The organism is Gordonia sp. ALPHA1B1, assembly GCF_005502615.1.
In the GTDB taxonomy this organism is placed as follows: Bacteria; Actinomycetota; Actinomycetes; order Mycobacteriales; family Mycobacteriaceae; genus Gordonia; species Gordonia hongkongensis.
The window spans coordinates 15,298-41,206 of record NZ_SCOC01000040.1; the positions used below are offsets into that span (position 1 = coordinate 15,298).

General features: G+C 67.2%; 23 protein-coding genes and 1 pseudogene. 6 read left to right on the plus strand and 18 right to left on the minus strand.

Features of this window, described 5'->3' with window-relative positions:
- Nucleotides 1–16: 16 nt before the first annotated feature.
- The 8 genes from FFS52_RS19930 to FFS52_RS19965 form a co-directional block, all read right to left on the minus strand.
- Entirely contained in the window at nt 17–469 is a 453-nt protein-coding gene (locus FFS52_RS19930; RefSeq protein ID WP_137810708.1) for a nitroreductase/quinone reductase family protein, read from the minus strand.
- Nucleotides 470–851: 382 nt separating this feature from the next.
- Entirely contained in the window at nt 852–2,456 is a 1,605-nt protein-coding gene (gene crtI / locus FFS52_RS19935; RefSeq protein ID WP_137810709.1) for a phytoene desaturase family protein, read from the minus strand.
- Nucleotides 2,453–3,391 (minus strand): squalene/phytoene synthase family protein, encoded by a 939-nt coding sequence (locus FFS52_RS19940; protein ID WP_058252290.1) that lies wholly within the window; start codon nt 3,389–3,391, stop codon nt 2,453–2,455. Before FFS52_RS19940 ends, crtI begins: the two co-directional genes overlap by 4 nt.
- 44 nt (nt 3,392–3,435) lie before the next feature.
- The gene (gene idi, locus FFS52_RS19945; RefSeq protein WP_058252326.1) at nt 3,436–4,005 is read right to left on the minus strand and encodes an isopentenyl-diphosphate Delta-isomerase; all 570 of its coding nucleotides are present in this window, start codon (nt 4,003–4,005) and stop codon (nt 3,436–3,438) included.
- 98 nt (nt 4,006–4,103) lie between these two features.
- Nucleotides 4,104–4,847, minus strand: coding sequence for a CDP-alcohol phosphatidyltransferase family protein (locus tag FFS52_RS19950; RefSeq protein ID WP_058252291.1), 744 nt, complete (start codon nt 4,845–4,847; stop codon nt 4,104–4,106).
- Nucleotides 4,831–5,697, minus strand: a complete 867-nt coding sequence (locus FFS52_RS19955) for a YhjD/YihY/BrkB family envelope integrity protein (protein ID WP_058252292.1) — start codon at nt 5,695–5,697, stop codon at nt 4,831–4,833. Before FFS52_RS19955 ends, FFS52_RS19950 begins: the two co-directional genes overlap by 17 nt.
- 208 nt (nt 5,698–5,905) lie before the next feature.
- The gene (locus FFS52_RS19960) at nt 5,906–6,529 is read right to left on the minus strand and encodes a LysE/ArgO family amino acid transporter (RefSeq protein WP_058252293.1); all 624 of its coding nucleotides are present in this window, start codon (nt 6,527–6,529) and stop codon (nt 5,906–5,908) included.
- 69 nt (nt 6,530–6,598) lie between these two features.
- Complete coding sequence (locus FFS52_RS19965) at nt 6,599–7,222, minus strand: TetR/AcrR family transcriptional regulator (protein ID WP_058252294.1); 624 nt, start codon at nt 7,220–7,222, stop codon at nt 6,599–6,601.
- 93 nt (nt 7,223–7,315) lie between these two features.
- On the opposite strand from FFS52_RS19965, the gene FFS52_RS19970 reads away from it, so the two are divergent.
- Nucleotides 7,316–8,377, plus strand: coding sequence for an ABC transporter permease (locus FFS52_RS19970; RefSeq protein WP_058252327.1), 1,062 nt, complete (start codon nt 7,316–7,318; stop codon nt 8,375–8,377).
- Nucleotides 8,378–8,435: 58 nt separating this feature from the next.
- A complete protein-coding gene (locus FFS52_RS19975; protein WP_058252295.1) occupies nt 8,436–9,347 on the plus strand; it encodes a LysR family transcriptional regulator ArgP in 912 nt (303 codons plus the stop codon).
- 61 nt (nt 9,348–9,408) lie between these two features.
- On the opposite strand, the gene FFS52_RS19980 is transcribed toward FFS52_RS19975, so the two are convergent.
- The 3 genes from FFS52_RS19980 to FFS52_RS19990 form a co-directional block, all read right to left on the minus strand.
- On the minus strand, nt 9,409–10,656 hold the full coding sequence (locus FFS52_RS19980; protein WP_137810710.1) for a hypothetical protein: 1,248 nt from the start codon (nt 10,654–10,656) through the stop codon (nt 9,409–9,411).
- 106 nt (nt 10,657–10,762) lie between these two features.
- Nucleotides 10,763–12,097, minus strand: a complete 1,335-nt coding sequence (locus FFS52_RS19985; RefSeq protein WP_058252297.1) for an MFS transporter — start codon at nt 12,095–12,097, stop codon at nt 10,763–10,765.
- A 71-nt stretch (nt 12,098–12,168) separates the two neighbouring features.
- On the minus strand, nt 12,169–13,170 hold the full coding sequence (locus FFS52_RS19990; protein ID WP_058252298.1) for a Ku protein: 1,002 nt from the start codon (nt 13,168–13,170) through the stop codon (nt 12,169–12,171).
- Nucleotides 13,171–13,241: 71 nt separating this feature from the next.
- On the opposite strand from FFS52_RS19990, the gene FFS52_RS19995 reads away from it, so the two are divergent.
- Both FFS52_RS19995 and FFS52_RS20000 read left to right on the plus strand, forming a co-directional pair.
- Entirely contained in the window at nt 13,242–15,611 is a 2,370-nt protein-coding gene (locus FFS52_RS19995) for an ATP-dependent DNA ligase (RefSeq protein WP_058252299.1), read from the plus strand.
- Nucleotides 15,612–15,644: 33 nt separating this feature from the next.
- Complete coding sequence (locus tag FFS52_RS20000) at nt 15,645–16,400, plus strand: dienelactone hydrolase family protein (protein ID WP_078113291.1); 756 nt, start codon at nt 15,645–15,647, stop codon at nt 16,398–16,400.
- A gap of 23 nt (nt 16,401–16,423) precedes the next feature.
- Here FFS52_RS20000 and FFS52_RS20005 read toward each other — a convergent pair whose 3' ends face one another.
- Together FFS52_RS20005 and FFS52_RS20010 are read right to left on the minus strand one after the other, a co-directional pair.
- On the minus strand, nt 16,424–18,127 hold the full coding sequence (locus FFS52_RS20005; protein WP_058252301.1) for an MDR family MFS transporter: 1,704 nt from the start codon (nt 18,125–18,127) through the stop codon (nt 16,424–16,426).
- Complete coding sequence (locus FFS52_RS20010) at nt 18,124–18,624, minus strand: MarR family transcriptional regulator (RefSeq protein WP_058252302.1); 501 nt, start codon at nt 18,622–18,624, stop codon at nt 18,124–18,126. Before FFS52_RS20010 ends, FFS52_RS20005 begins: the two co-directional genes overlap by 4 nt.
- 359 nt (nt 18,625–18,983) lie before the next feature.
- On the opposite strand from FFS52_RS20010, the gene FFS52_RS20015 reads away from it, so the two are divergent.
- The gene (locus FFS52_RS20015; RefSeq protein ID WP_058252303.1) at nt 18,984–19,736 is read left to right on the plus strand and encodes a metallophosphoesterase; all 753 of its coding nucleotides are present in this window, start codon (nt 18,984–18,986) and stop codon (nt 19,734–19,736) included.
- A 123-nt stretch (nt 19,737–19,859) separates the two neighbouring features.
- Here the strand turns inward: FFS52_RS20015 and FFS52_RS20020 are convergent, their stop codons facing one another.
- Nucleotides 19,860–20,684 (minus strand): alpha/beta hydrolase, encoded by an 825-nt coding sequence (locus tag FFS52_RS20020; protein WP_058252304.1) that lies wholly within the window; start codon nt 20,682–20,684, stop codon nt 19,860–19,862.
- 78 nt (nt 20,685–20,762) lie between these two features.
- On the opposite strand from FFS52_RS20020, the gene FFS52_RS20025 reads away from it, so the two are divergent.
- On the plus strand, nt 20,763–21,338 hold the full coding sequence (locus tag FFS52_RS20025; RefSeq protein ID WP_058252305.1) for a TetR/AcrR family transcriptional regulator: 576 nt from the start codon (nt 20,763–20,765) through the stop codon (nt 21,336–21,338).
- A gap of 67 nt (nt 21,339–21,405) precedes the next feature.
- On the opposite strand, the pseudogene FFS52_RS20030 reads toward FFS52_RS20025, so the two are convergent.
- From FFS52_RS20030 to FFS52_RS20045, 4 genes and pseudogenes are all read right to left on the minus strand, one after another.
- Nucleotides 21,406–23,654, minus strand: a pseudogene (locus tag FFS52_RS20030) (bifunctional SulP family inorganic anion transporter/carbonic anhydrase).
- Between the two features lie 135 nt (nt 23,655–23,789).
- Nucleotides 23,790–24,797 (minus strand): YdcF family protein, encoded by a 1,008-nt coding sequence (locus FFS52_RS20035; protein WP_058252307.1) that lies wholly within the window; start codon nt 24,795–24,797, stop codon nt 23,790–23,792.
- Nucleotides 24,798–24,894: 97 nt separating this feature from the next.
- Entirely contained in the window at nt 24,895–25,359 is a 465-nt protein-coding gene (locus tag FFS52_RS20040) for a DoxX family protein (protein WP_058252328.1), read from the minus strand.
- A 208-nt stretch (nt 25,360–25,567) separates the two neighbouring features.
- The coding region (locus FFS52_RS20045) for a transposase (protein WP_137810711.1) at nt 25,568–25,909 on the minus strand (342 nt) is incomplete at its 5' end.

The following is a 25,909-nucleotide window of genomic DNA, read 5'->3' on the forward strand; positions in this document are numbered from 1 at the left end:
TTGCTCATCGGAGCCGTCAGCGCGGATCGATCCGAAACACGGCGCATCGGCCCGCCGCGGCAGCGAAGGCTTCCGGGGTCACGTCGTCGACGACTCCCGCGTCCTTCATCATCTTCGGGCCGTCGGTGCCCGCCAGCTCCGGCCAGGCGCGTAGCACCGGAACGGCCTGATCGGCCGAGAGTTCGACGAGGCGGACGTCGCTCATCGTGCCTCCAACCGACAGCTGGGCACGTCCCTCGGCCGCTCGGACGTTGCGTGCCCAGTCCGCCCCGGGAAAGCCCTCGAGAAGGTAGCGCTCGCCGCTCAGGTCGATCACGGTGAGCGGCGTCCGTCGCGGCTTTCCGGTGCGCCGTCCGGCGACGACGAGAACTGGTAGCTGCTTCATCCCGCCGAGCCGCTGCAGCAGCAGGAAGACCTTGTTCATCGGCTTGAGCCAGCGTGGCGCAGGGGTGTGCTGGGGTTTCGGCATCGTCACTTCGCTCCTGGTCACCTCGTACACAGCGATCTATCCCGTACACTGTACGGTGATTAAGCACCTGCTTCAATCGTCATCGGCACGATGTGTTGAGCGAGTCGTGGGACCTCGAAGCGTCAGATCAGACCCGGTCGCGATAGCTGTACGCGTGTCCACCCAGCGACGCGGTCACGACCGCAACCGGCACACGGGAAGCCTCGAGGTTCCGCCGCTCTTCGGGGGTAAGGTCCCGGCGCGACCACGTCCATCGCGGGCCGCGCCACCATGCATTCGTCCGTGAGTTCTCCATTTCACCGGTACCTTTCGCGCCGCTCGCTGTGAGCCCTGTCACGCGACCGTACCCGGATGATCTGCGTTCCAAACCTTCCGGCGCAGGTCAGCGTGTCGCGACCGGCATCGGCCCCACCGACCGGTCGCCGCGGAGCTTCTTCCGGATGAGTTCGGCGCTGATGAGGCACATCGGCAGGCCGATGCCGGGACGGGTGCTCGACCCGGCGTAGTAGAGCCCGTCGACCTTGCGTGACCGGTTCGTCGAGCGCAGGAACGCGCTCTGCCGCAGCGTGTGCGCCGGGCCGAGGGCTCCGCCACACCACGAGTTGACCGAGTCGACGAAGTCCGCGGGGCCGATGGTGCGGCGGACGACGACACGATCGGCGAGATCGGGAACCCCTGCCCACTGTCCGATCATCGCGATGGCCCGGTCGGTCACCTTCTCGATGTCGGGGTCGCCGCCGCCGTCCACGCCGCCGTGGCCGAGACCCGGGTCGGGCGGGACGGGCACCAGGATGAAGAGGTTCTCCGAGCCGGACGGCGCGACCGACGGGTCGGTGGCCGACGGCTTGCACACATAGAGCGACGCCGGGTCCGGTACGCGCGTGGGACTCTCGAAGATGGCGTCGAAGTTGGTCTTCCAGTCCTCGGTGAAGAACAGGGAGTGATGCGCCAACTCGGGAATCTCACCGCGTACGCCGAGGAGTGCGAGCACCGCCCCCGGGCCGGAGGTGGCGCGGTCCCAGTACCGTTCGGGGAAGGTCTGGAGTTCCCGGGGCAGCAACCGAGTCTCGAGATGGTGCAGATCGGTGGCACCGATCACGATGTCCGCGACCAGTTCTCGCGGTATGCCGTCGGCTCCTTCGACGCGGACGCCGGCCACCTCGGCGCGACGACGCGACGGCGTGGACCGTTTCCCCGCGCGTTCCCGCGTGAGGATGGCGGTCGCGGCCGTGCCGGTGGAGATGCGTACGCCCCGTTCCCGCGCAACCCGCTCCAGCGCGTCGACCAGGGTGGTGAAGCCGCCGTTGGGGTACCGCACACCGTCGGCGAGGTCGAGCCAGCTCATCAGGTGATACATCGCAGGGGTGCGCTCGGGCGAGGAACCGAGGAACACCGCCGGATACCCGAGGACCTGGCGGAGCCGGCGGTCGGTGAAGCGGGCCGCGATGTAGGACTGCAGCGAGGTCGTCAGCAGCGTGACAAGCGTTTTCGCGTGCCGCAACACCGGCAGGCCGAGGAAGGCACGTGGCGAGTCGAAGCTGGTGTACAGGAACCGTTCCACGGCAAGGTCATACGCCTGCCTGCCGGTGCGCAGATAGTCGTCGAGTGCGGCTCCCGCGCCGGGCTCGATCTCGTCGAAGAGCGCACGGTTCCGGTCCTGGTCACCGAACACGTCGATCGGCTTCTCGTCGGACCCGTTGTCGTCGAAGAACACTCGGTAACCGGGGTCGAGGCGGACGAGATCGAGCTGCTCGGCGGTCGACGTCCCGAGCATCTCGAAGAAATGGTCGAACACCTCCGGCATCAACCACCACGACGGACCGGTGTCGAAGCGGAACCCGTCGCGATCCCAGGTACCGGCCCGACCACCGAGGTCGTCGTTCTTCTCCACGAGTTCGACGTCGTGCCCGTCGTGGGCGAGGAGGGCGGCGGTGGCCAGGCCGGCGACTCCGCCACCGATGACGACGACGCGTCGGGACTCGCTCATACGTTGCTCTTCCTTCTGTTCAGACCGGCGGCGTCGGCACGTGCGGGTCGCGGCATACCGCGGCGGGCGACGGCGGCCGCCGCGATCTTCGCCTTCCCGGCGTTCGGGACGCGGACGCGGGTACGGCGGGCCTCGGTGGCCGACGACTCGCGAAGGCGGGCCGTCAGCTCGGCGAACAGGTCGTGCGCGGTGCACACCGCGACGCGGCTGCTCGCCGGCAGGTGCGGGATGGCGGCCGCAGCGGCGGTCAGGTCGAGGTCGATGTCGTCCAGCCAGAGCGACCAGGCGGAGTCCGCCGGATCGTCGGGATCGAGGCCGACCAGGTAGCGCCGCCCCAGCCCGTCGCTGTCCTCGCCGAAGTCGCGGAGGAAGTTGATCTTCTGGAAGGCCGCGCCCAGCCGTTGGGCGCCGGGTGCGAGGTGGTCGTACTGGGCGGCGGATTTCGGCTCGTCGGCGAGGAACGCCCGCAGGCACATCAGACCGACCACCTCGGCCGAGCCGTAGATGTAGGTGGCCAGCGACTCGAAGTCGTGCTGGACCTGGGTCAGATCGCTGCGCATCGAGTCGAAGAACGGGCCGACCAGATCAAGATCGATGCCGACCCGGCGGGCGGTCTGCGCGAAGGCGTGGACGACGAGGTTGCTGCTCGACCCGGTGACGAGCGCGACGCTGGTCTGCTCCTCGAGCTGGTCGAGTTCATTGCTGCGGTCAACGAGCCCCTGCTCCGGGCGCGGGGCGTCGACGATCTCGTCGGCCACCCGCACGAGCGCGTAGATGTTCTGGACGTCGCGCCGAATCCGCGGCGTGAGCAGACGCGAAGCGAGTCCGAACGAACTCGAGTACGACCTGATCACCATCGCCGCACAGGCTTCCGCGACCTCGTCGTATCGCCGGTGCGGTGGGATCACCTGAGTGTGACCGGGAATGTGCATCATCCGACCGCTCCTCGACCTGGTGACTGAACGCCAATTGCCTGACGTCATGAATTCGACGCCCGGGACATCACCGGATGGGTGTCGTAGACCGAACCGGGGTCGTCGGTCGGCAGCTGCCGCACCTGCTCGACGAACCACGGACTGACCGCCCACGGGGTGTTCGCGACGAGCGACCACACGTCGGCGACGTCGGCCCAGGCGTGCTCGGCGACCTCATCGGGATCCGGTCGAAGTGTTCCCAGCGGACGTGCGACGAACACCGGGCAGATCTCGTTCTCCACGATGCCGCTCGCGTCGACCGCCCGGTACCGGAAGTCCGGCAGGATGCAGCGGACATCGGCCACCTCGATACCGAGCTCGCGCCGGGCATACCGGTGCACGGCGTCGACGACGTCCTCGCCGGGGCGCGGATGACCGCAGAACGAGTTGGTCCACACCCCGGGCCAGCTGCGCTTGGACAACGCCCGGCGTGTCATGAGGATGCGGCCGTCGACGACGAGATGGCACGAAAAGGCGAAGTGCAGCGGGGTGTCCGGTCCGTGCACCCCCTCGCGGTCGGCGGTGCCGCACGGGCGGCCGTCGGCGTCGGCGAGAACCACCGAGTCGTTCGTCATCGACATTTCCTCATCGCATCGAGATCGGGCGAGCTGCTCTTCGCACCATTGTTCGTCACCGGAGCGCGAACCGGATGGGAGCCGCCCGCGACGAGAACTCATCCGAGCCGTCGGGTCTGCCTCCGCACCGCGATCCCCAACTGGACCGTCCCGATCAACGCCAGTGCCGCGCCGATTGCCGCGATGAATAGAGCCAGGCCGGACGCGACGGCTGAGCTCAGTCCCGAGCACCACCACGAACCCGCACTCACAGTGGCGACGACCGCCAGTATCACCCGCGACGGCCGCTCCCACACGGTGACCGTCCCTGGCCCCTTCATGCCCACCGCCTGGGCCGTGGCGCGGGTGATCTCGAGGATGAGGGTGAGCACCGCGATCGTCGCGCCGAGCCATGGCGGTGCACCCACGACCACCACGATGCCGACGAGCATCACGTCCGAGAACCGGTCCGCCACCGAGTCGTTGATACGCCCCCACCGCGAGGCCGTTCCGGTCTGGGCCGCGATGGCACCATCGATCCCGTCGAGGAGCGCCGCCAGGACGATGACGAGTGCGGCGAGCAGCGGCCACCAGTCGCCGAGAATGGTCAGGCACAGCGCGATCGCGGTGGCGATGACTCCGAGAGCTGTCACGGTGTTCGGCGTGAGGCCCAGTCGGGCCAACGGTCGCGCGCAGGCGTGGCTGACGAGCACCCAGTTCCGGACCCAGAAACTCGCGCGCGGATCGAGCCCTCCGTGGAGCTTCGACCACGAGTCGAGTGCCTCGTCCCGGGCGCTCGTCGTCCGCTCCGCACCCGACGCCGCCGTGAGGCTCCGGCCCGCTCGCTCAGGCTCCGCGGACACGTCCCCTCCTCTGCTTCTCGATCGCCTGCCCGAACGCCCATCCGATGATGACGATGACGTGCGCGACGTACAGCCACAAACCGACCGCGACCACCCCGCCGATCACCCGGAGACCCCCGTACGGGATCCCGACATCGATCGGCAGGGACAGGAACAGCAGGAAGCCCTGGGTGAATCCGGCGATGAACGACGCGGTGCCGAGAGCGCTGGCCGCCGCCACCCCGAGTGATGGCTCACCGGGCGTCACCTTCCAGTACACCCAGGTCAGGGCCACCGTGACCAGCATCCACACGACGATGAACTCGACCACGATCCGGACCACGAGGTCGCCGAAACCACCCGTTCCGCCTCCCTCGGGCGCAAACGTCGTGAGTGTGCCCGCGACGCCGACGACCACATACGCCAGTGGCGGCACGACGACCACCAATCCCAGCACCCAGATCCGAGACCGCCATCCCGTGAACCGGTCCTCGCGCGGATACAACGTCATACACGCGCGGCGAAGACCCTCGCCGTAGAACGACGCCGGGAACAGCAACACCAGTGCGCCCATCAGCGTCAGTCCGGTACCGACCGCGACGGCCTCGTCGAACACGCCACGGCCGCCCATGGCCGGTGGGATGAGGACGCGCAGCTCCGCCAGGGACTCCTCGGCGGACGGGCCGCGGAGCCAGGTCGTCGACCAGATCCCCAGCAGCGCCCACGGCACGACGGCGATCGCCGCGAAGTAGGTGAGGGTGGCAGCAGCCGCGGCGAGGTCGCCGCGGCCCAGTACATGGCGCACATCGGTCACCAACGCACGCACGTCGAACGTCGTCGTCTGCTCGCGGATCGTGGTGTCGCGAGTCACCGTCGGGGCCGATCGGCGCGGTGTCACCCCTCCGGGATACCCGAAACACCCCACTCGCGCCGCAGCAGTGTCCGATCTGAGTCCTCGGTGACTCCAGCGTGATCACACTGTCGCCTCCACCGCTGTCCTGCACCCGTCCGGCTGCCGGGGGAACCCGGGTGACGACACCGGTCACCGACGAGCGCCCCGCACATGCTCGGAATGCGTGTCAGATCGACGCGAACAGCGCGATCGCCATCCCCAGCATGATGACCGCGACCACCGCGTCGAGCATCTTCCACGCCCGCGGACTCGCGAAGAATCCGGACAGTCTCCGAGCTCCGCCGCCGAGCGCGGTGAACCAGAGGACACTCGCGATGCAGGCACCGAAGGCGAACGCCCACTTGCCGTTTCCGTGGCCGTTGGCGATGGCACCCATGGTGATGACCGTGTCGAGGTAGACGTGCGGGTTGAGCCAGGTCAGAGCCAGGGCCGTACCCACCGCCACCCAGCGGCCGGTGGACTCGGCCCCGATCTCGTCAGCGGCTGCGATGGCCTCGTCACTGCGCACACAGCGTCTGGCGGCCATGACGCCCAACGCCCCGACATACAGTCCGCCGGCCGCTTTCGCGAACGTCACCACCTCCGGGTGCGCGGCGACGAGCGCGCCGAGGCCGGCCACCCCTGCCACGATGAGTACGACGTCGGAGAGGGCGCAGACCGCCACGATCTGACCGGTGTGCCTGCGGGCGACGCCCTGACGCAGCACGAAAACGTTCTGGGGTCCGATGGCGATGATCAGACCGGCGCCGGTGAGAAGCCCGGCAAGTGTCGGTACGAGGTAGGCGGTCACCGGGACGACGCTAGGGCGACACGCCCCGGTCAGTACAGCGAAACTTTTTCACGAATAAACAGTTGAACTTCAGATTGTGGACGCATCGTCGCCCAGTCCGATGCCGCGTAGAACCGCGCACAAGGCCTCGATGTAGTCGGTGACGTCCACGTCGCCGACCAGGCCCTGCTGAACGACCACCCCCTGCATCGCCGAGACCATCACCTGCGCGAGCACCGCAGGCTCCGCGGGCAATTCGTGGCCCGCGGCCCGCCAGGCCGTCAGCACGCGTTCGAAGACGCCCCGCAGCCCACGGATGATGTCGCGCACGGTCTCGCGCAGCTCCGGGTTGTTGGCGGCCTCACCCCATACCGTCAGGACCATCCGGAAGCCGTCGGTCATCGGCGCGATCTCCAGCAGGACCCGTTCGGCCAGCGCGCGTACAACCGCCTCAGGCGACGGGGGTTGCTCTACCGGGTCGTCGAAGCTGCTGATCCCCGACTCGTAGGCGGCGAAGATCGACCGCGCAACGGCGGCGATCAGTTCTTCTTTCGACGAGTAGTACGAGTAGACGGCACCCGCACTGAGCCCGGATTCCCGGATCACGTCAGACATCGACGCACGGTGGAACCCCTTGTCGACGAAGCATCGGCGAGCGGCGGCGAGGATCTGCCGGCTTCTTTCGAGCTTGCGTTCGTCGCTGATCTTGGGCATGCCGACAGTCTAAAACGAATATTCGTTCTTGATTCCTCGCGGCCCTCCGCGCATACTCAGAAAAACGAAGATTCGTTCTTTTTAGGAGTGGTCATGAGCACTGAACTGCACTCGACAGATTCGCGCGATCGGGCGCCCGTTGCGACCGCGGAGGCCGACGGTGCGCCCCCGACCGGGCGGGCACCCAGTTGGCGCCTCGTGGCGGTGATGGCGCTGCTGATCCCGACGTTCGTGATCGCGATCGCCGCGACGTTCGTGTCACTGGCCGTCGATCCCGAGCCGCATCAAGCCCCACTGGGTCTCGTCGCACCGCCGCCCGCGGCACAGGCGATCGAGACGGCGCTCGCCGACCGGGCCGGTGAAGACGCCTTCGCCGTCGAACGATTCGCCGACACCGAGGACGCGCGTGCCGCCATCGAACGGCGCGACCTGGTCGGCGCGATCGCGGTCGGGCCCGGCGGGGTCACGGTGCTGACCGCGGAGGCGGGTTCGCCGGTGCTGGCGCAGGTCGTCGCCGGGGTCGGGAACGGCATCGCCACCGCCCAGCGTGTACCGGTCGCCGTCGAATCCGTGGTCCCCACTCCCGAGACTGATACACGCGGAACGGGTTTCGCCGCCGGACTGTTGCCGTTGCTGATCGCCGGCATGGCACTCGGCGGAGCCGCCGCGATCGGGCTGCGCGGCCCAGTCGCCATGCAGGCGACACTGGCGGTCCTGGGGCCGCTCGTGGCCGGGTTCGGTTTCGCGGCGACGTGGTCATGGTTGGGCGTCATCGACGGCGGTATCGGCCCCGTCGGACTCGCCGCAGCCCTGATGATCGGAGCGATCACCTGGTTCACGGTTGGTGCGGGCAGCCTGCTCGGACCCGCCGGGGTCGGGGTGTCCGCGCTGGTGATGGTGCTGATCTCCAACCCGCTGTCGGGGCTGGCATCGTCGCCGTACCTGTTGCCCGCGCCGTGGGGAACGATCGGCCAGTGGTTGCCGCCCGGCGCCGGCGGCACGCTGCTCCGTTCGGTCGCGTATTTCCCGGCGGCGAGCATCACCGGACAGGTCGCCGTTCTCCTCGGGTGGATTGCCGTCGGCGCCGCGCTCCTCGCACTCGGCATGGTGCGCGGACGGCGGGCCGACTCCGCGGGCGACACCGTCCCCGCCTGATCCGGCCGGCGGTGGTGTGTCTCGACTGTCCGGCGGGACACACCACTAACCTCGGCTCGTGGACATCAGTCAGGAAGGCCTGCGCACGCTGGCCGCGGTCCTGCGCGAGGGCACCTTCGACGCCGCGGCCACCGCCCTGCACATCACCCCGTCGGCGGTGAGCCAGCGGATCAAGGCGCTGGAGTCCGCTGCCGGGCGGGTACTCCTCCGGCGGACCAAGCCGGCGACGGCCACACCCGATGGCGAGGTGCTGGTGCGGTTGGCCAAGCAGTGGGAACTACTGCTCGCCGAGACCCGCGCCGAGTTCGTGGGCGCGCCCGACGACGACGATCTGCCGCTGGTCGAACGTCCCCGTGTCCATCTCCCGGTCGCGACGAATGCCGACTCGCTCGCGACCTGGTTACTGCCCGTGCTCGCGCGATTCCACCGGGAGCACGCAGTGGCGGTCGAGGTCTTCCGAGACGACGAAACCCGCAGCAGCACCCTGCTCCGCACCGGCGACGTGCTCGCCGCGGTGACCTCGGAACCACTGGCGATCCGCGGGTGCGCACTGCAGTCGCTCGGCACGATGCGCTATCTGCCGGTCGCCACACCGGAATTCATCGACACATGGCTACCCGACGGGCCCGATGCCGATGCACTGGCCCGGGCCCCGATGGTGCAGTTCGACCGCAACGATCACATCCAGCGGAACATCTCGGCCGCCCTCGCCGGCCGGCCCGTCGACCCGCCCGCGGTCTACATCCCGGCGTCGACCGAATACCACCGCGCCGTCGCGCTCGGCATCGGCTGGGGCGCCGTCCCGGTCGTCCAGATCGCGGACGCCCTCGACACCGGTCGCGTCCGCCTCATCGCCGACCACCACATCGACGTCCCGCTGTACTGGCAGCACTGGAAGCTGAGTTCGCCTCTGCTGCAGACACTCACGACGAGCGTCGTCGACGGCGCCGCGCGGGTTCTCCAGCACTGATCGCGCTCGACTCGTCGCCGTCCACGACGGGCAGACCCAGCTATGGACGAATCGGACGTTGTCACACGCCTGAGGTCGACGGTGTTCCCGCGACCGCCGGGCTGTCGTCGACCGTGCGCCGGCCCCGAACGACAGCGACGCCCAGCACGCCCACAGCGACCACGAGGCAGGCGATCACGTAGGGGAGACTCCCGATCGGTGTGTTGTCGGCGGTGATTCCGTCCTCGGCGTCAAGGTAGGCGGGCAACGCGGCGCACCACAGTACGAGGTGCACCCCGAGGAACAGGACCGGGAACACGACGAGGAAGGGCCGAGCGCTGCGAGCGTCGTCGACGCCCAGCGTCGGGTCGCTGCGCATGCGTCGCCATTGCACGTACAGAAGTGTCAGTCCGATCCCCCACACCAGGGCCATCTCCACCCAGTACACGACGGTCTGCGCGTCGTGATTCGCGTTCTCGTCACGGCCGAACAGCGCCGTCGGAATGGACAGGAGTGGCATGCTGACAACGGCCACAACACCGGACACGACGACGCGCCATGACAACGACCATCCGCGCGGGGCGCGTCCTCGGGAGGTGGGGATCTGGACCAAGCGCACCGCGACGTAGACGAGCACGGCGAACGAGACGGTCGCGAAAAGCCAGACGCTCCCCCACGGCACCGCGGCCAGTGTGGGCTCCGCGGCGGGATTGCCGAGCTCGTCGGGGGCGACGCCCTGGGCTCGGAGCTGGGCGAGGGTGTCGCGATAGTACGGCGCGTCGACGTTCCACGCCCACCACTTGAGCTGCGGGCCGAGCTGGTCGAAGATCTCGTAGAAGGTCTGGAACACCAGGGCCAGAACGAGCGAGCCGCGCAGCGCCGAGCGCTTCGACCCGTCGAAGAAGCCCCACGCCCGCACGAGCTCGTAGGCGACCTGGCTCACGGCCGGATAGAACGCAACAATGTACAACGACAGCCGGTCGTACATGAACATGACCGTGAACACGTTGTGGGAGAACATGAATCCCATCGCTTCTTCGGCGTGGAACCAGTTCGGGAAGTACAGCGGCGGCTCGATCACGAACAGGTAGACCAACGATCCGATCCACACCGTCAGGTTGGTGGGGTCGCCGTCGCGACGCAGTCGGCGGATCGCGTGGATCAGCGCGAGGACGGCACCGAGGATGATCGTGACCTCGAGGACCGGTTGCGTCCAGTGCTCGAGGTCGGCCGGATTCCGGATCGTGACAATCGGATTCGCGCCCTCGCACTCGAACCCCAGGTAGCCGGTGATGATCGACGGGACGTCACCCGGCGTGCAGACCGCCATCGTCTTCGCCTCCTGCAATGGCTGCGCCGAGCCGCCGAGCCCACTCCGCTACGTCACGTCGTGCCCTGTGAATGATGTGTCACCGTAGTATGTGCTCCAGGTCACGTCAACGGACCGCAGCGGAGTCGACCAACTTCGGATTCGACTCGTCGACAAGGGGGTTCTCGATCTCGTCGCGCCACATGCCGGCCGCGAAGTAGAACGCCCACGCGATCGGCACCGGGAGCAACCCGGCCAGCACGAACGTGGCGGTCAGGCCGATCGCCGACGAGACCGGGGCGGCGATCGCCATCGACACCGGCATCAGCGCGACCGATACGAAGAAGTCGAGACTGGCGATGCGACCCAACAGTGCCGGCGGCACCCGACGCTGTAAGAGCGTTCCCCACAGCACCATCGGGCCGTCGAAGAGGATGCCCATGATCACACCGGCGGCGACGAACATCCACGTCGAATCGGCGAGACCCATCAGCACCAGCGGCAGGCTGGAGAACGCCCACAGCGAGAACATGACGGTGAGGTACCGGCGCGGCATCGGGATCGAGGCGAATACCAGTGACGCCGCGGCCGCGCCGAGTCCGAATCCAGCGAGCACCCAGGCGTGCTGGGTCGCGTCGCCGTCGATGCGCTCACGTAATGCGAACGGGACGAGCACCTCTATGGGGCCGAGCGTCGCCAATACCAAAACGCAGGCGAAGAGCAGCGTCCCCCACAGCCACGGGGTCCGGGCCATGTAGACGAACCCCTCGGCCAGGTCGCCGACGATCCGGCGGGCACCCGCACCCTCGACGACCTCCGGCGCGTCCTCGCCCGTCTCGCCGAACCGACGCGCGGTGACCGGGGCCATCCCGAGATAACAGACCCCCGACAGGATGGCCGCGATCGCCGCCATCAGCACCGCGGGTCCCGGCGCCCAGGCACCGATGACCGCGCCGGCGACCATCGGCCCGACCGCCTGGAAGACGACCGGGCGGAAGAAGCCCTCGATCCCGTTGGCCGCCTGCAGCTCCGACGGCGCGACGACACCGGGCAGCAACGCCGAGTAGGCGGGGTAGTACATCCCGGTGGTGATGCCGCCCAGAAGGGACGCCACCACCACGTGCCAGAGCTGCAGTACGCCCGCGATCGACGCCAGACCGATCGCACCGAACGCGATCATCTTCGCGACCTCGAGTCCGATCATGATGTGGCGCTGCGAAATACGGTCGGCGAGCACACCACCGGCCAACGTGGAGAACAGCATTCCCACCGCGGCCACGCCGGTGGCCAGCGACACCTGGCCCGGACCGCCGCCGAGCGCGATGATCTGCCAGATCACCGCGATCGTCCACACGCCGTCGGCGAACATGGCGAGGATCAGTCCGGACGCGAGCAGCCGGTACTGTCGACGCGCGAACGGCAGCAGCGCGCGGGGCAGTCGGGAGTCGGCGGCGGAAGTCACCCTTCGAGCTTGCCCGAACCCGTGGGCGTGGTGCCAACCCTTTTCGGACCGCCGTTGCCCGGCGGTGCGGGTCAGCTCGCCTTGCGCGAGGACTTCTTGGCGGGCGCCTTCTTGGCCGTGGACTTGCTCCCGGACTCGCCGGACCCCGAGGAGGTCTTCTTCGCCGTCGACTTGGAAGCGGTCTTCTTGGCCGGCGCCTTCTTCGCGGCCGTCTTCGCCGCAGCCTTCTTGGCCGGTGCCTTCTTGGCCGCGGTGTCCTTCGAGTCCGAATCCTTCGAATCGGATCCCCCGCGGTCCTTCACCGACGCGCGCAGCGCGGCGAGGAGATCGGCGACGTCGGAGTCCTCGGTGTCCTTGTCTTCGTCGTCGGATTCGGGGAACGCCTCGCCACCCTCGGACTTCGCCTCGATGAGCTTCGTCAGCTCGTTCTGATAGGTGTCCTCGAACTCGGAGGGGTCGTAGTCCGATGCCATCGACTCGATCAGCGAGGCCGCCATCTGCAGTTCCTGATCGCGGATCTCGGTGTCGTCGTCGAGGAAGCCGAAGTCGGGTTTGCGGACCTCGTCGGGCCACAGCAGCGTCTGCAGCGTCATCACCCCGTCGACGACGCGCAGCGCGGCCACGCGTGTCCGGTTGCGCAGAGTGAAGGAGGCGATCGCGAGCCGGTCCGTCTCCTCCAGCGCCTTGGCCAGCAGGACGTAGGCCTTCGGCGACTTCGACGACGGTTCGAGGTAGTAAGGCTTGTCGAAGTAGATCGGATCGACCTGCTCGGCGGGTACGAACTCCAGGATCGAGATCTCGGGACTCTTCTGCACCGGCAGCGTGGCGAGGTCTTCTTTGGTGAGGATCACGGTCTCGCCGGACTCGGATTCGTAGGCGTTGGCGATGTCGCCGTAGTCGACTTCGGTGTCGGTGCCCTCGCGCACGCGGCGATAGCGGATGCGGGTTCCGTCCGACGAGTCGACCTGATACGACTTCCGGTCGTGACTCTCGGTCGCGGAATAGACCTTGACCGGCACGTTGACCAGGCCAAAGCTGAGGTCGCCCTTCCAGATCGAGCGCATGGGGGCCATTCTGCCAGGGATCCGGGCCGGATGGCGGCAAGCTGCACGACGTTCTGACCGGCGTTGTGGACAATAGGAGCATGGCAGGCGGCGAGACACTGGAGGTCGACGGTCGGCGGATCTCGATCACCAATCTCTCGAAGGTGCTCTATCCGGCGACGGGGACGCGGAAGTTCGAGGTCATCGACTACTACTCGCGGATCGCCGATGTCCTCCTCCCCCACGTACGCAACCGCCTCATCACCCGTAAGCGGTGGCCCAACGGCGTCGAGTCGACCCCGTTCTTCGAGAAGAACGTTCCCGAGAGCGCACCTGACTGGATCCGACGCCACGGCATCCAGCACAGCGAGCGGGTCATCAACTATGCGATGGCCGACGATCGCGCCACGCTGGTCTGGCTCGCGCAGATGGCCGTGCTCGAGATCCACACGCCGCAGTGGCGGCTTCCCATGGGGCCCGACGGCGCGCCGATGGCCAACCGCATCGTCTTCGACCTCGATCCCGGGCCACGGGTGCCGCTGCACCGGACCGCGGAGGTGGCGTGCGAGATCCGCAACTGGCTCGGCGGGGCGACGACGTACCCGGTGACCAGCGGCGGCAAGGGCATCCACCTCTACGCGCGGCTCCCGAAGCCCGTGACGTCGGATGCGGCGCGCAAGGTGGCTCAGGAGGTCGCCAACGAGTTCGCCCGTCAGCACAGCGATTTCATCACCGCCAAGATGTCCAAATCGCTGCGCGACGACAAGGTCTTCATCGACTGGAGCCAGAACACCGCCGCCAAGACCACTCTCGCGCCGTACTCGATGCGCGGACGCGAGCAGCCGTGGGTGGCCGCGCCGCGCACCTGGGAGGAGATGGAGGACCCCGGACTCTCCCAACTGCTCTACACCGAGGTGCTGGACCGCGTCGAGGAGTTCGGCGATCTCCTCGACGGCCTGGACGACCCCTACGACGACGAGCCGGAGGTCGTCGTCGAGCCCGCGGCGGGACAGGTCATCAACCTGAAGGAGTACCGGCGCAAGCGCGACCAGTCGAAGACACCCGAACCCTTCGGCGATGAAGCGCATCGACAGCGCATCGAAGCCGAGAGCTCTGCTGCAGAACCTGATTCCTCGGACACGCAGACCGAGAGGGCACCGATCTTCGTGATCCAGGAGCACCACGCCCGACGGTTGCACTACGACTTCCGGCTGGAACACGACGGGGTCCTGGTGTCGTGGGCCGTACCGAAGAACCTGCCCACCGACCCCGACCAGAACCGGCTCGCGGTGCAGACCGAGGACCACCCGATGGATTACGCCGACTTCGAGGGCGACATCCCGGCGGGCGAATACGGCGGCGGTCACGTGTCCATCTGGGACAGGGGCACATTCGAGCTCGAGAAGTGGCGGGACAAGGAGGTCATCGTCCGCCTCCACGGCGAGCGCGTGCAGGGACGGTACGCCTTGATCCGGACCGGTGAGAAGAACTGGCTTGCCCACCTGATGAGCGACGAACCGCGTCCGATCGTCCCCGACAGCCTCACCGACCCGCGCCCGATGCTCGCGACCGACGAGTCGATCGACGGACTCAACGGTCGAGACTGGGCGTTCGAGGGCAAATGGGACGGATATCGGCTCCTCATCCGTTCGGTCGGCGGCGAGTTCCGGCTCACCTCCCGATCGGGTATCGACATGACCGCCGACTTCCCCGAACTCACCGGCCTCGCAGACGATCTCGGCCTCATGGACGTGGTGCTCGACGGCGAGGTCGTCGCGATCGACTCGTCGGGCCGCACCAATTTCACGCTGCTGACCTCACGTCGGCACACCGACGAGCCGTATTCGTTGCGGCTACACCTGTTCGACATCCTGTTCCTGAACGGTTCGTCGTTGTTGCGCAAGCCATGGTCGGTTCGGCGCGAACTCCTCGAGGAGCTGGCGCCCGCGTTCCGCAACTCCGCCTTCGTCGAAGTGCCGCCGCTGCTTCCGGGCCCGGGATCGGCCGCCGTCGAGTACAGCCGTGAACACAATCTCGAAGGCGTTGTCGCCAAGCGCCGCAACTCGGTGTATCAGCAGGGACGCCGGTCGACGACCTGGCTGAAACACAAGAACTGGAGCGACATCGAGGTCGTGGTCGGCGGATATCGGCCGGGCCGCGGCAACCGCGCGCACACCATCGGTTCCCTGCTCATCGGTTTGCCCGAGGAGACCGGACTCCGCTACGTCGGTCGCGTGGGAACCGGCTTCACCGACGCACAGTTGCGTTCGCTTGCAGAGGAACTCGGACCGTTGGAGATCTCGCGGTCGCCCTTCCTGGACAAACTCGACCGGCCCGTCGAGTCCAGCGCGGTGTGGGTCCTGCCGAAGATCGTCGGCGAGGTCCGGTTCATGGACTGGACGACGGCCGGGCATCTGCGGCATCCCAGCTGGCGGGGGATCCGGAGGGACAAACTGCCCGGTGATCTGTGACCCGGGGCGTGAACCGAGCAGAGGAGCGTGGACATGACGGGTGAGACGATCACCATCTCGGCGGCCGACGGAGAGACCGAAGCCTATGTGGCGCGGCCCGATTCATCCGGGACGTCACCGGGAGTCCTGTTCCTCACCGATGTGATCGGCCTACGACCTCGCATCGAGGCCATGGCCGACCGCATTGCGTCCTGGGGTTACGTCGTGCTGGTGCCGCACCTGTTCCACCGGTACGGGTCCGCGGCCGAGTGGGCGCCCACCGAGGATCTGCTGCTGCCCGAGGCGCGGACCGCATTCTTCCGATCCGCGATGCCGCGGGCACGGACCCTCACGCCCGAGGCGGTACGTCCCGATCTCGTCGCCTACCTCGACGCGCTGCAATCGCTCCCGGGCGTCACACCCGGACGTGTCGGTGTCACGGGCTACTGCATGGGCGGCCGGCTCGCGCTGAACATCGCCGCCGCCCGGCCCGACGACGTCGCCGCGGTCGGCATGTTCCACACCGGCGGCCTGGTGACCGACGACCGCGACAGTCCGCACCTGCATCTCGTCGGCATCGACGCGTTCGTCCTCGCCATCCACGCCGACAAGGATTCATCACTGCCCGCGATGGCGGTCGCGCAGTTCGAGCACGCCCTGACCGGTGGGGGCGTGGCGCACTCGGCGACCGTCTATCCCGGTGCGCCGCACGGGTATACGATGTCCGATCTGGCAGCGTATCACCACGAGGCCTGCGAACATCACTTCGATGAGCTCAAGGCTCTCTTCCGGCGGACGTTGTCGGGGTGAGGTGGGTCCGCTCCGACTGACGCTCACGACGCGGGTGACGACTCCGGTGCGCCGATCGGCCGTCCCTGACGCAGCGGGAGTTCCTTCCAGGTGACCGTTCCGATGATCGCGAGCAGCGCGACGATCGACACCGCCAAGAACACCCGGTCCATCGAGTCGGCGAACCCCTCCTTGATGGGTTGGGCCAGTTCGGCCGGCAGCCTCTCGATGACCGAGGTGTCACTCATGACACTGTCCGACGATCCGGTTGCAACACCGGGATTCTGAGCGGCCGCGATGAGCGAGTGCCCGAATGCGCTGACCTGCGGGTCGCTGCTCTGCGAGGCCTCTACGACCGCGGCCCGGTATTCGGGTTGGGCTGCCGCCGCGACCATCTCGTCCTTGATGTTCGGCCCCATGACGGAGAACAACAGCGAGAAGAAGACCGCGACACCGAGCGTTCCACCGATCTGACGGAAGAAGGTGGCGGTGCCGGTGGAAAGTCCCATGTCCTTGGGCGGCAGGATGTTCTGCATCGCCAGGGTGATCGGCTGCATCAGATTGCCGAGCCCGAAGCCGAGGAGCGCGGCCATCAGCATGACCAGGTAGAGCGGTGTCTCGGTGCCCACCAGGTGCAGCAGGAAAGTGCCCGCGGTGATCAGCACGGCGCCGATGATCGTGAAGATCTTGTAGCGTCCGGTGCGCGAGATCAGCTGGCCCGACAGGATCGAACCGGCCATCAGACCGAGCACCATCGGCAACATCTGGAGGCCGGCGATCATGGGGCTCGATCCGCGGAGGACCTGGAAATACTGCGGCAGCATCGAGATCCCGCCGAACATGACGGCGCCGATGATGACCGAGATGATGATGCCCTGGCTGAACACCCGGTTGGTGAACACGCGCAACGGGATGAGAGCGTCGTCGCCCATGCGGTGCTCGATCCAGATGAACGCGGCGATGCCGGCGACGCCGATCCCGTAGCAGAGGAACGACAGTCCGGAGGTCCATCCCCACTGGCGCCCCTGTTCGGCGACGATGAGCAGCGGAGCCACGGCGACGGCGAGTGCCGTCGCCCCCCAGTAGTCGGTGCGCCCGCCGACGCCCTTCTGCTGGTCGTAGTTGAGCACCTTGTAGACCACGAACAGCGCGACGAGTCCGATCGGCACGTTGACCAGGAACACCCAACGCCAACCGGACACCCAGAGGATCGTCTCCTGGCCGGCGAACAGACCGCCGAGGACCGGTCCGAGGACGCTGGAGGTGCCGAATACGGCGAGGAAGTAGCCCTGGTATTTGGCGCGTTCCCGCGGCGGGACGATGTCGCCGATGGTCGTCAGTGCGAGCGTCATCAAGCCGCCCGCGCCGAGCCCCTGGAAGGCGCGGAACGCGGCGAGTTGATACATCGACGACGCGATCGTGCACAGCAGCGAACCGACGATGAAGATCGAGATCGCCAGCAGGAAGAACGGTTTCCGGCCGTGGAGATCGGACAGCTTGCCGTACAAGGGGGTCACGATCGTCGCGGTGACGAGGTAGGCCGTGGTCACCCAGGCCTGCAGGTCATACCCTTGCAGATCGTCGGCGATGGTCCGGATCGCCGTCGACACGATGGTCTGGTCGAGGGCGGCGAGGAACATGCCCAGCATGAGTCCGGCCAGGATGGTCAGGATCTGGCGATGGGTCAGTCCGGCGCCGGCGACCTCCTCGTCGTGGTTCACCGTGTCGGCGGCCGAAGAGTCTGTCACTGTCGTCCTTTCGGGTCATTCGCATCTGTGTCCGGGCTGCGGTCCGGGCACGCCGGGTGCAGGGCTGCGTCGGCGGCATCGACGAACCGCCCGAGAAGTGTCACGAGGGTGTGGAGTTCGTCGTCGGTCCAGTCGGCCATGACATCGGCCATGGCGGCGCGACGCATCTCGCGCATGGCCACGACGCGATCCCGTCCGGCGGCGGTGATGACGAGCATGGTGGCGCGCCCGTCGTCCGGGTCCGCCTCGCGGCGGATCAGGCCGTGCTCCACGAGCTGAGCCACGTGCCGACTCACCGTCGACGGGTCGGCATTCATCGTCTCGGCGAGGTCGCGCGATCGCATCGACCGTCGCGCGAGCGGGAAGAGCGCCTTGAACGCCGCGGCCTCGAACTCGCCCTCACGCGTACGGAACGTCGTGTGGACCGCCCGTTCGCGGATGCGGACGAAGCGCAGAAGGGTCTCGAAGAGGTCGTCGATCGCGTGTTGATCGAGCACTGTCCTCACCGCCTACCCGAGAAGTTTTACTTGCTCTTTGCAATTAGTTGCAGAGCGCAACTAACACCGCTCGCCAGTGTGCGCGCGAACTCGGGAGAATGCAAACAGCGCCGAAGTCTTGCATCGACGGAGACAAAAGACGGTCGCCGACCTGCCAGGTCGGGGGTTGGCAGGTCGGCGACTCATCGTCGATGTCGCTCGCCGGCCGCTGTGCGTTACAGGGGAGCCGGCACCCGAGCGGGCTGAACCACACCGACGTCATGGGAGTGCGTTGCGCCTCGCGGCCCTGAGGCGATGCGTCGTCGGACCCTGCCTGCGGTTAGCCTCGTGGGAGCCAGGAACCGTGACAGGAGCTCTTCGTGTTCGTTGTCGCCCACATCAGCGACCTGCATTTCAACGGGACGCGGTTCAATCGGGCCCGTATCCAGTCGACGTTGAGCTATATCAACGCCCGCGCCGCCGGGATCGACGTCCTGCTGGTCACCGGTGACATCGCCGATGAAGGTGCCGCGAGCGAGTACCGCGAGGCGTACGGGGTGCTCGAGAGTCCGCTGCCGATGCTCATCACCGCCGGCAACCACGATGTCCGGGAACCGTTCAGCGCGGCCCTGATCGGCACCGAGACCTCTGGTCCGATCAATCACGCGCGGACGGTGCGCGGGCGCGACGGCTCCGACGTCCTCTTCCTGATGTGCGACAGCTCGATGCCCGGACGCAACGACGGTCGTCTCGACGACGCGACCATCTCCTGGCTGTCGGACCGGCTCACCGCGACGTCCGTGGCGACACCGGTGTTCATCGCCTTTCACCATCCGCCGGTCGACCTGCTGATGCCGTTCATGGACTCGATCCGCCAGCGCGACGAGGGCCGCCTCGCCGCCCTGGTGGATCAGCACCCGAACATCGTCGCGTTCCTGTGTGGACACGCCCACACCCCGGCGGTGACCACGTTCGCCGACCGCCCGCTGTGCATCGCACCGGGTGTGTCGTCGACACTGAACCTGCCGTTCGAAGGCCGGGAGGTCGTCAACCGCGGTCAGCCGCCGGGGATCGCGTTCCATCTCTACGACGACGAGCGGTTCGTCACCCACTTCCGATCGGTGATGTTCTGACATTCAGGACGGTGCCGGCAATCGGCCGTTGCGCTTCGGCGCTCGGCATCGAAAGGCAGGCGAGCTACATCGTCGGCGACACGGCACACTCGGTACCGCCCCCGGCGGGGCGACGACGACGCGTCATCTGACGAACCCGCGCAGCAGGTCGGCCATCGCCTCCGGCTGGTCTTCCGGGATGAGAGTCCACGAATCGTCGACGACGACCTTGGATGCGTCCGGGAAGAGCTCGACGAGGCGGTCCGCATGCTCCAGGGGCATCATCCGGTCTTCGATTGCCCAGACCACGAGCACCGGGCGATCGAACCGCCGCATCATGTCCGACAGTTCGAGCAGCCTCCGGCGGGAGGGCGCGCCTGTGGCGAATTTGACCAGATCCCTTCTGATCGATGCGTTTTCGACAGCGGGGCGGAACCACTCGTCGAACAGCGAGTCCGGGATCCCCGACTTCGTCAGCGCGCCATACGCCCGCGTGCTGTGCCGGAAGAATCGAGTGCCCAGCATCCGGGTGAGAATCCACCCGCCGCCGGGCACTCGGCACAACAGCGCCGCGGGACGCGCCGGCTCGGGAGGATAGTTGTCGAAAGCCGTGCACGATGCCAACACCAATCTCCCAACGCGTTTGTCCCGGCCTTGGGAGATCACGAACTGACCACCGCCCCAGTCGTTCAGGACGAGCGTCACGTCATCGAGGTCGAGGGCATCGAGGAAGTCGGCAAGGATCGATGCCACACCCGTCTCAGTGAGGTCCGCGTCGGCGTGCATCGGCTCCGTGTGCGCCCCCATCGGGAGCGTCGGTGTGATGCAACGAAATTCGGGAAGCAGCGGGATCACCTTGCGCCACTGCCGCCCGTCCATCAGCAACCCGTGGCCGAGTACCAGGATCGGCCCGGGACCGCCGGTGTCTTCGTAGGAGATGGAGCCGGCCGGCACGTCGACTGTGGGCACGTCGCCTCCTAGATAGATCGTTCTACTTAGAAGCAAGATAGGCTGGCATCGGCACGATGCGCAAGGGATGGAGACGTCATGGCAGATTCCGCTACTCGCGACCGGATCCTGGAGGCAGCCGCAGAGCTGTACCGGCGGCAGGGCATGCCGGCCACCGGCATCAAACAGATCTCGGCGGCGGCTGAAGCGCCCTACGGTTCGATCTACCATCACTTCCCCGGCGGCAAGGAAGCGATCAGCGTCGAGGTCATCCGACGCGAAGGGTTGCGCTACGGCGCGTTCGTCGGCGCCCAGCTGGAGACGACCGACCCCCTGACCGGCATCCCGACGCTGTTCGAGAACGCCGGAAAACTGTTGGAGTCGCAGGACTACAGCGAGGCCTGCTCCATCGAGACCATCGCACTGGAGGTCGCGAGTACCAACGAGCGTCTCAGGCTGGAATCGGCCGAGGTTTTCGAGAGCTGGTTGACCGGCCTCGCAACGTGGTTCGGACAACTCGAGATCACCGAGCCGGAGCGTCGTCGGCTGGCGTTGATCACGCTGACCGCGCTGGAAGGTGCGTTCGTGTTGTGCCGCACCCTGCGCTCCATCGAACCGATCGTCGTTGCCGGCCACGGCGTGCAGGCGGCCGTGCAGGCGGCCGTCGGCTCGTAGCAACAGACCGTCGACACCGGCGCCTCAGCCCACACTCGTCCACGGACGGCGCCTTTCCGACCGGCGTTCACGGTCGCGCGGCTGCCGCCTCGACGACCGGTGCGATGCTCTGCTGGGTGACCTCGTAGACCCGCGCGGTGGCGATGTCGAAGTACAGACCGACGATGCGTAGCCGCGCTTCTGCTGCGGCGCGCCCGACGAGCGGGTGCCGCGCCAGGGTCTCGATCTGCTTGGCCACGTTCACGACGGCCAGCTGGTCGACCTCGGCCAGTCCCAGCTCGGCCGCGGCGCGCCCGGCGGGGTGTCCGTGCCGAAAGGCCACCCGGCTGGGGATCGCGTGCTTGAGCCATCGCTGGATCGGCGTGCTCTCGGATCCGGCCGGGAGGTCGGATACATCGACCTGTTCGCTGTCGAGCAGCGCATGCATGGCCCCGCACGACGAGTGGCCGCAGACCACGATCGACGACACACCCAACTCGCCGATGGCGAATTCGAGTGCGGCCTCCACGGATACGTCGTCGTCGCTGTCGGTCGGTATCAGATTGCCCACGTTGCGCACCGTGAAGAGGTCCCCCGGGCCGCTCGCCGTGATGATGTTCGGCATCAATCGCGAATCGGCACACGTCACGAAGAACGAGTCGGGATCCTGAGACTCGGTGACATCGGCGAGCATGGCGCGGAGGGCGTCGGCGTGCTCGTTCTCGTACTCGTCGACGCCGCCGAGAACCGATCTGAGTGCGGCCGGGCGGTCCGGGGACGCGGACGCCTGCGACCCGGTTCGGTTACGCCACGGCGTCAGACCGGCGAATCCGGACGTGTGGCGCCGCGGTGGCCGTCGAGGGGCGTCGACGAGCCGAGCGCGACCCTTCTCCACCAGGAGGACCGTGCCGCCGCCGGCCTCGTGCGCCCAACGGAAGTCCTCGAGCATCTCCATCGCCGCGTGATCGAGGAAGTCGGTGTCGAGTTCCAGTGTCAGGTGCGCCTCGTCCGGCACCTGCGACAACGCCTTGTTCAGTTTCGGCAGCGACAGGAAGCTCAGTGAGCCGCGAACACGTACGGTCCACTGACGCTTGTCGTCGGTACTGCCTGCCTGCGAGGTGATCTCGGCGCGAACCACCCGCCATACGACGAGTCCGATCGCCACTGCCAGACCGATCGCGACGCCTTCGAGCAGGTTGAGGAAGACGACCGCGAGCACCGTGATGACGTACACCCACAGGTCGCCCGTCCGCAGCGCGATCTTCATGTGCGCCAGCTTGACCAGCTGGATACCGATGACCACTAGCAGGCCGGCCAGCGCGGCCATGGGGATCTGCTCGACGAGACCAGTGAGCAGTGCCGCGAAGACGAGCACCCACACGCCGTGCATCACCGCCGAGGCCGACGTTCGCGCCCCGGAGTTGACGTTGGTGGTGCTGCGCACGATCACTCCGGTGACGGGCAACCCGCCGAGCATCCCGGAGGTGATGTTCGCACTGCCCTGACCGAGCAGCTCCCGGTTGAGATCGCTGCGTGGGCCGGTGTGCATCTTGTCCACCGCGACCGCTGACAGCAGGGACTCGACACTCGCGATCAGGGCGACCGTCAACACTCCGAGAAGCACTGCGCCCCAACTGCTGTCCGGTAGTTCCGGAAGCGTAATCGCTTCGAAGAAGTTGCCGTCGATACTGATCCGTTCGACGTCCAGGCCGAAGACGATGGTCAGTGCCGTCGCCCCGACGATACCGACGAGCGGTCCCGGCACCTTGCGCACCGCCGAGGGCATCAGTGGCCAGATGAGGAGAAGCGCGATCACGGTGCCTCCCACGAGCGCGTCCGACGTCTCGATGTCGGCGATCCCGGCCGGCAGCGACGTCACGTTCTCCCATGCACTGCTGGCCGAGCTGCCGCCGAGGAGCACGTGAATCTGCTGCAACGCGATCGTGATGCCGATCTGGCGAGCATCGCGTGGACGACCACGGGAGCGATGGCCAGCGCGGCACCTGCGACCCGGCTCAGGCCGAACAGGATCTGCAACGCACCCGCACCGACGGTGATGAAACATGTAACGCGCCAACCGAAATTGGCGACCATGTCGGCGACCACCACGGTCAGGCCCGCGGCCGGTCCTGAAACCTGGAGTGCGCTACCGCCTATCAGACCGGCGACGATCCCGCCGACGACCGCGGCGATGAGACCGGCGAGCACGGGGGCATCCGATGCGATCGCGATGCCCAATGACAATGGCAGGGCCACAAGGAAAACGACGAGAGATGCCGGTAGGTCGTACCGCACCACCTCGCGAATTCGGGGGCCCCGACTCCCCTTTGTTCGCATATGTCCGAACTTACCGACGGTTTGTTGACTCCAGATGAACTCTGCCATCGGGAAGCTGTGAAACCGCAGGGCAGCAGCGCAACACTGTGATTCACTTCACCGGACTCGGCCGCCCGGTGCGAGGAGATCGGCCCGTCAGGCCGACGATCCCGCCTTCAGGAGCTCTTGGAGGATCCGGCCGCCGATTTCCGGGATCAATCCGGGGCCGGTCTCGGGTAGGTTCTGCGGCAGGAGCCCGGGCTCATGGGTAGCCGGGATACGCGCGGTCCGGGTGGCCTCCACACGTATGCCGGTCTGCTGCGCCTTGGCCAGCGGTGTCCGGTACTTCTCCAGGTCCGTCGCGGTGGTGAGTGTCCCGACGACGCGCAGACCCATGGCACCGAAGTCTGCCGCCCCGCGCCGGATGTGGTTGGGCGACGTGACGAGAACGATGTCCCGGATTCCCTGTGCGCGCAGGATCTCGGCGGTGTTCTGTGCATTGGCGACCGTCGACCCGGACTTGTCCTCGACGAGGATCCGGTCCGCACTGACACCGTTGTCCACGAGCCAGGTCCGCATCGCGGCTGCTTCGGTGATGCCCTTCTTCGGCACCCCTCCGGTGACGACGATCGGTGTGTTGGTGGTCAGTTCCGCCTGTGCCTTCGCCGCGGAGACGCGATTGACGAGCTCCGGCGCCATCTTTCCGTTCGCGTTCAGGCCGTACCCGAGCACGACGATCGCCGGGCGTCCCGACACCGCCTTGGGAGTGGTGTCGGGGACGATCTGCGCGGCGGTCGCGACGCCCGAGATGATGTTGCGGGCCGTTGTCGCCAGGGACGGATTCATCATCGACAACCGGTTCAGGGCCGAGCGTCCTGCGACGACGTCGTCGACCTGGTCCGACCAGATCGCCTGGAGTGCAAGCGCGTCGGTATCGGCCGGCGCCACCGCAAGGACTTGCTGGAGGAGTTCGAGTCCGCCCGCGACGTCACCTCCGGCGAACTTCGACTGCGCGCTGTTGTACAGGCCGGCCGGGTCGATCGCGGAGGCCGTCGTCACAACCGAGGCGTCCGGTCCGGGCAACGTCCCGACCGCCACCCCGCCGAGGGCGGCGACCGCGATCGTCGCTGCCGCCGCCAGTTTCCTGCGCTTCACTCTGGTCACACCAGTCACTCGCGTAACGGTACGAGAGATGCACAACGACCCCGCACCCGTCCGATCCCAGATCAGTAACGGGTGCGGGGCCGGGCAGCGGCGACGCTCAGCGCTTCAGGCCGGCCACCTTCAGCAACTCAGGGCGGCGCAGGACCAGCCCGATCCACATCAGCACGCCGGTGTAGACCGCGAACAAGACCGTGTCGAACAGCGGTGCCTCGATTCGCATGTTGGCGGTGACCGCGCCTCCGAGGTAAGCCGTGATCCCCAGGGCGCCGAGGACTGCGGTGCGCGGGATTGCGAACACGACGAGACAGACCAGCAGGACGATACCCATGACAAGCGCCTGGTCGATCGGGAAACCGAGTTTCGCCATGGAATCGACCACCTCCTGCGGACGCGTCAGCTTGATCACGATGTCGAAGACCAAGAAGGCGCCGATCAGCACACTGATGACGATTCCCGTTGTGCGACGCCAGTTCCTGCGGGTCGGTTGCGCCTCATCGGAGGCGGTGGTGTCAGTTGCGCCCGCCGGGTCGGCGGTGCCTGCGGTGACGGTGTTGCGGCTCATCATGTTCTCCTGGCGAGTGGTGCGAGTGTGTTGTGCAGGGATAGACATGCCTGCTCGTCAGAACTCATCGCGGGGCCGCGCATCTGGCTTCAGAAGTAGCGCGACGACGATCGACGACTATGCCGCCGACCTGGCTGGGTCGGCGGAGCTTGTCAAGATGTCTGTGTAAGAACGTGACTCCTGGGTTTCCTGTGGTTGCTGGTTGGGTCTAGTTGAGGTGGGGTTCGATGCGGTCGGGGTAGGCCAGGGCTAGTTGCCCGAGGGCCTGTTTCCAGTTCGTCACGACTTGGCCCTCGACGAGCCTGCCGGGGGCTCTGCGCGTGGCGGCGGGCTTGCCGCGTTCCTTCTCGCGTTGCCGGGCCCGTTTGTCCTCGATGTCGCAGATCGCCAGCCACAGCAGTTTGCGCGCCGCGAGATCGTTGGGGAAGTGTCCCCGATTCTTGATGACCTTGCGGAGCTGGTAGTTCAGCGACTCGATCGAGTTGGTGGTGTAGATGACTTTGCGGAGCTCGGGCGGGAACGCCAAGAACGGAATGAACCGGTCCCACGC

Excerpts from the sequence above, each read along its gene's own strand:
- FFS52_RS19930 (WP_137810708.1), bottom strand. The coding sequence starts at position 469 with ATGCCGAAACCCCAGCACACCCCTGCGCCACGCTGGCTCAAGCCGATG.
- crtI (WP_137810709.1), bottom strand. The coding sequence starts at position 2,456 with ATGAGCGAGTCCCGACGCGTCGTCGTCATCGGTGGCGGAGTCGCCGGC.
- FFS52_RS19940 (WP_058252290.1), bottom strand. The coding sequence starts at position 3,391 with ATGATGCACATTCCCGGTCACACTCAGGTGATCCCACCGCACCGGCGA.
- idi (WP_058252326.1), bottom strand. The coding sequence starts at position 4,005 with ATGACGAACGACTCGGTGGTTCTCGCCGACGCCGACGGCCGCCCGTGC.
- FFS52_RS19965 (WP_058252294.1), bottom strand. The coding sequence starts at position 7,222 with ATGCCCAAGATCAGCGACGAACGCAAGCTCGAAAGAAGCCGGCAGATC.
- FFS52_RS19970 (WP_058252327.1), top strand. The coding sequence starts at position 7,316 with ATGAGCACTGAACTGCACTCGACAGATTCGCGCGATCGGGCGCCCGTT.
- FFS52_RS19980 (WP_137810710.1), bottom strand. The coding sequence starts at position 10,656 with ATGGCGGTCTGCACGCCGGGTGACGTCCCGTCGATCATCACCGGCTAC.
- FFS52_RS19990 (WP_058252298.1), bottom strand. The coding sequence starts at position 13,170 with ATGGCCCCCATGCGCTCGATCTGGAAGGGCGACCTCAGCTTTGGCCTG.
- FFS52_RS19995 (WP_058252299.1), top strand. The coding sequence starts at position 13,242 with ATGGCAGGCGGCGAGACACTGGAGGTCGACGGTCGGCGGATCTCGATC.
- FFS52_RS20000 (WP_078113291.1), top strand. The coding sequence starts at position 15,645 with ATGACGGGTGAGACGATCACCATCTCGGCGGCCGACGGAGAGACCGAA.
- FFS52_RS20025 (WP_058252305.1), top strand. The coding sequence starts at position 20,763 with ATGGCAGATTCCGCTACTCGCGACCGGATCCTGGAGGCAGCCGCAGAG.
- FFS52_RS20040 (WP_058252328.1), bottom strand. The coding sequence starts at position 25,359 with ATGAGCCGCAACACCGTCACCGCAGGCACCGCCGACCCGGCGGGCGCA.